Source organism: Alcanivorax sp. HI0044 (assembly GCF_001634945.1).
This window is the reverse complement of sequence record NZ_LWEZ01001141.1, coordinates 1-4025: the sequence shown is the minus strand read 5'-3', so window position 1 is coordinate 4025 and position 4025 is coordinate 1. Positions and strand designations below refer to the sequence as shown.

3 protein-coding genes are annotated in these 4025 nt (G+C 59.9%); 2 read left to right on the top strand and 1 reads right to left on the bottom strand.

Annotated features, from left to right (window positions below):
• Positions 1 to 378: 378 nt before the first annotated feature.
• Complete coding sequence (locus A3730_RS14335) at positions 379 to 1680, bottom strand: hypothetical protein (RefSeq protein ID WP_063520459.1); 1302 nt, start codon at positions 1678 to 1680, stop codon at positions 379 to 381.
• Between the two features lie 262 nt (positions 1681 to 1942).
• Here A3730_RS14335 and A3730_RS14330 point away from each other — a divergent pair, with 262 nt between their 5' ends.
• On the top strand, positions 1943 to 3166 hold the full coding sequence (locus A3730_RS14330) for a homoserine O-acetyltransferase (protein WP_063538301.1): 1224 nt from the start codon (positions 1943 to 1945) through the stop codon (positions 3164 to 3166).
• The gene (gene metW / locus A3730_RS14325) at positions 3159 to 3749 is read left to right on the top strand and encodes a methionine biosynthesis protein MetW (RefSeq protein ID WP_063520918.1); all 591 of its coding nucleotides are present in this window, start codon (positions 3159 to 3161) and stop codon (positions 3747 to 3749) included. The genes A3730_RS14330 and metW overlap by 8 nt, the downstream gene beginning before the upstream one ends.
• Positions 3750 to 4025 lie beyond the last annotated feature (276 nt).

Below are 4025 nucleotides of genomic sequence, written 5' to 3'. Positions count from 1 at the left end.
TCGCAATCTATACCCCATTCGGGGCACAGAGGGCGCGCTTTTGAAGGTGTCCCCTAACTGGGATCGAGATATGTCCATCCATCGAAAAAGCGCAACAACGAGTGCGGGCCAGCCTGGATGACCCGAAGCACCCGTTCGGGCATAAAGGCGCGGCCTGAAGCGCACACCTGCTGCGCCTTGCCTCTCGGAAAGGGAACCACCCTGACCATCAAGACAAGACGCAACAGCTGCACGCTTCAGGCCACGCTGAGCATGCAAGGAGTTTTTCAGAGGTTCCCTAGCGTTTTTTCATGATTTCCCCCTTACTTTTGGCAAAGGCGGCAAGATTAATACCTAAGCCTCAGATGGAAAATCTTTTTCATATCATTGCGATATTACTTACACGCTTTTGAGAGATTTCGCACTGGCGACACCCATCACCCCCATACATCCCAGCACCAGCAACGCCCAGCCGTTACCCAACATGGCCACCGCCGCACTGATACCGCCAACTGCCAGCAACAGCACGCCAATCACGGTATTGCTCACCGCCGTGTAATCGGTGCGCTTGGTGCCGCCCGCCATGTCCACCATGTAGGTCTTGCGGCCGATACGCACGCCGGCATGAGCAATGGCCAGGATGAAAAAGGCCACCGGGTACAACCAGTGCATGCCCTCTGCCTGCACACCGGACACCGACACCGCACCCGCCACCACACACACCAGCGCTGCCAGGGTGCCGCCACGGATCATGACGGCACGACTGGAGCTGTCTGCCATATAGCCCCACACCGTGGCACTCACCGCACTGGCCAGGCTCGACGCCAACACGAAACTCCCCAGCAGCAACGCCAGGCTGGACTGCTCTTTCGCCAGTAACACCAGAAACGGCGACGCCAATGACGACGCCATCAGCAAGGCACGGGTCATCACGAAGCGTCGGAAGGGCACATCGTCCTTCAACAGGGACAAGCTGTTCCAGGCCTCGCGCAGGGCGTTGCTGCCGCCCTCGCTGGCACCGGGATATTCATCCACGGACAGAAACACCAGCGCAGCCACCAACCAGGCCGCACCGGCACCGGCCAGCAGTGCACTGTAGAACAGGATGGAAGGGTCGCTGTCGCCACGGAAGATCAGCAGCGTCAGCCCGAAGGTCAGCGCGCCGGACAGCGTGGCCGAAAGGCCGGTGAGCCGGCCACGGCGGGATTTGGGAATACACTTGCCCTGCACATCCTTCATGGACACGGAACAGAAGCCCCGGCTGATGCTAAAGAGCACCAACAGGCCGACAATCGCCCACCCCGCAGCCAGGCCGTCCAGCAGCCACACCACCAACGCCATGCCCAGCACAGACAATCCCTGCAGCGCCGCCCCAAGCACCCAGAAGCCCTTACGCACCGGGTAGCGACGCACCAGTGCGCCGATCATCAACTGAGGAATCAACGAACCGGACTCACGAATGGGCACCAGCAAGGCGGCCAGAGAACCCGGCGCGCCCACCGCGCTGATCAGCCAGGCCAGCACGGTTTTCGGGTTGATCAACAGGTCACCGACCTTGGTCAGGGTATTGGCGGCGATAATGCGAAAGAAGTTGCCCGGCACCTCCCGGCAAGCGTCCTCACTAATGTCTGTACAGGTGCGCGCATCTTCATCGTTGGCCACTTTTTCATACAACGCGTCCACTACCGACTCTTTCTTCATACACTTCCTGATAATCGCTAGACGCCAAATGCCGGATGCCTGACGAAAAACACGCAGCCTGAAATGCTGTCGTTATTCCGACACGCTTTCCCCGCTTTGCGGCGCACAGGGGTTTGACGGGAAAGCAGCAGGCATGGCAGATACGCAGAACCACGAAAATACCGTCCCCAATTGGCAGGATACCATGGCAACCACCGGGCTTTGATTGCGCCGCCACCGGGCGGGCTTTAGACTTTGCGACATCTCTTGCTAGCGAGTCATCATGTCGCCACAGAATCCCGACGTCTTGCCCCATGCCGCCGCCGGCTCCGTAGGGCTGATCGAGCCACAGGTTCACCACTTCGACACCCCGTTGGAGCTGGAATGTGGCCGCACGCTGCCGACCTATGATCTGGTTTATGAAACCTACGGCACCCTGAACCGCGACGCATCCAACGCGGTGCTGATCTGCCATGCCCTGTCCGGCCACCATCACGCCGCCGGCTATCACCGGCCGGACGACAAACGCCCGGGCTGGTGGGACACCTGCATCGGCCCCGGCAAGGTCATCGACACGGACCGCTTCTTCGTGGTCAGCCTGAACAACCTGGGCGGCTGCCACGGCTCTACCGGCCCGGCGTCCATCAATCCGGAGACCGGCCAGCCCTGGGGCCCGGACTTTCCCATGATGACGGTGAAGGACTGGGTAAACAGCCAGGCACGATTGGCCGATGTGCTCGGCATTCAACGCTGGGCCGCGGTCATCGGCGGCAGCATGGGGGGCATGCAAGCCCTGCAGTGGTCCATCGATTACCCGGAACGCCTCAGCCATGCAGTGGTCATCGCCGCTGCGCCGAAGCTCTCTGCCCAGAACATCGCCTTTAATGAAGTGGCGCGACAGTCGATTCTGACCGACCCGAACTTCCACGGGGGGCGTTATTACCTGCATGATACCTACCCGCGCCAAGGGCTGATTCTGGCGCGCATGGTCGGCCACATCACCTACCTGAGTGACGACGCCATGCGCATGAAGTTCGGCCGCGACCTGCGCGCCGGGCGCTTCCATTTCGGTTTTGATGTGGAGTTTCAGGTGGAATCCTACCTGCGCCATCAGGGCGAAGTATTTTCACGCAATTTCGACGCCAACACCTACCTGCTGATGACCAAGGCGCTGGACTATTTCGACCCGGCCCGGGAATTCGACCACTCCCTGGAGCAGGCGCTCGCCAAACCCAGCTGCAACTTCCTGGTCATGTCGTTCACCTCGGACTGGCGCTTCGCCCCGGAACGCAGTCGGGAAATCGTCAACGGCCTGGTCCACGCCGGCCGCAATGTGAGTTACGCTGAAATCGACACGCCCAAGGGCCACGACGCCTTCCTGCTGGATATCCCCGAGTACACCAAATTGTTCGGTGCCTACATGCACAGGGTCGCCAACGAGGTGGAAAACAGCGCCAACGAAACCGAAAGCCGGACGGAAAATGCGGGGGCCAGTGCCGATGCGTGATGACCTTCAGCTAATCAGTGACTGGATTCCCCACAACGCAACCCTGCTGGACCTGGGTTGCGGCGACGGCACCCTGCTGGCCCACCTGAAAGCGCACAAGCAAACCGCCGGCTATGGCCTGGAAATCAACCAGGACAACCTGGCCGCCTGTTTTGAAAAGGGCGTGAATGTTCTGGAGCAGGATCTGGATGGCGGCCTGGGCAACTTCCAGGATCACCGCTTTGATTACGTGGTGATGACCCAGGCACTGCAAGCGGTGCTGCGCCCGGACCAGATCCTCAACGAAATGGTCCGCGTGGGTCGCGAAGCGATTATCACTTTCCCCAACTTCGGCCACTGGAAAGTCCGCGCTTACCTGGGCCTGAAAGGGCGCATGCCGGTGTCGTCCGCGCTGCCCTACGAGTGGTACAACACCCCGAACATTCACCTGTGCACCGTGCAGGATTTTGAAACCCACTGCCGAAAGCACGGCATTCGCATCCTCGAACGCCAGGTGATTAACCGTAATCACCGCACCAGCGTGCTCAGCAAATGGTGGCCAAACCTGTTCGGAGAAATCGCCATTTATCGGGTGAAGGGCTAAGCAGCTACGAGCTACGAGCTACGAGCTACGAGCTACGAGCTACGAGCTACGAGCTACGAGCTACGAGCTACGAGCTACGAGCTACGAGCTACGACGTTAGACAGTGTGGAACTCGGGATCCAGGTTCCCGCTCTTTTATCTTTTTCTCGTGGCTCGCGGCTAGACGCTAGCAGCTAACGACGTCAGGAGGTCCCCATGGAAAAAATCGTACTCGCCTCCGGCAATGCCAAGAAACTCGCTGAAATGCAGCACCTGCTGGCGCCGCTGAATATTGAA

Coding starts and splice junctions, on each gene's coding strand:
- A3730_RS14335 (WP_063520459.1), bottom strand. CDS start 1,680: ATGAAGAAAGAGTCGGTAGTGGACGCGTTGTATGAAAAAGTGGCCAAC.
- A3730_RS14330 (WP_063538301.1), top strand. CDS start 1,943: ATGTCGCCACAGAATCCCGACGTCTTGCCCCATGCCGCCGCCGGCTCC.
- metW (WP_063520918.1), top strand. CDS start 3,159: ATGCGTGATGACCTTCAGCTAATCAGTGACTGGATTCCCCACAACGCA.